1 protein-coding gene is annotated in these 270 nt (G+C 71.9%); it reads right to left on the reverse strand.

Annotated features, from left to right (window positions below):
* Positions 1-270, reverse strand: a 270-nt coding sequence (locus tag SM755_RS23690; protein ID WP_323174840.1) for a hypothetical protein, incomplete at both ends; no start/stop codon positions are given.

Genomic DNA, 270 nt, shown 5'->3' on the forward strand with positions numbered 1-270 from the left:
CCTGCGAGGTGTCGCCGCCCCGATGCTGGCGACTGTAGATCCGCTCCCGCTCGGCGTCGATGCGGATGACCGTTCTGGCGGTCCCGCCGCCGTCGAACGTCTGCGTCGCGTTGACGACGCCGCCCGTCGCGGCAAGCCGGTCCCAGTGCGTCTCGGCCGCCACCGTTCCGTTCGGGACGCCGTCCTCGTCGTACCCGTCGGGATAGTCGAACTCCGAGAGCGACGGCGTCTCGGCGTCGAAGCCGTCGCCGCCGTCGAGTAGCGCGCCGT

It is taken from the genome of Natrialba sp. PRR66 (assembly GCF_034808065.1).
GTDB classification, from domain to species: domain Archaea; phylum Halobacteriota; class Halobacteria; order Halobacteriales; family Natrialbaceae; genus Natrialba; species Natrialba aegyptia.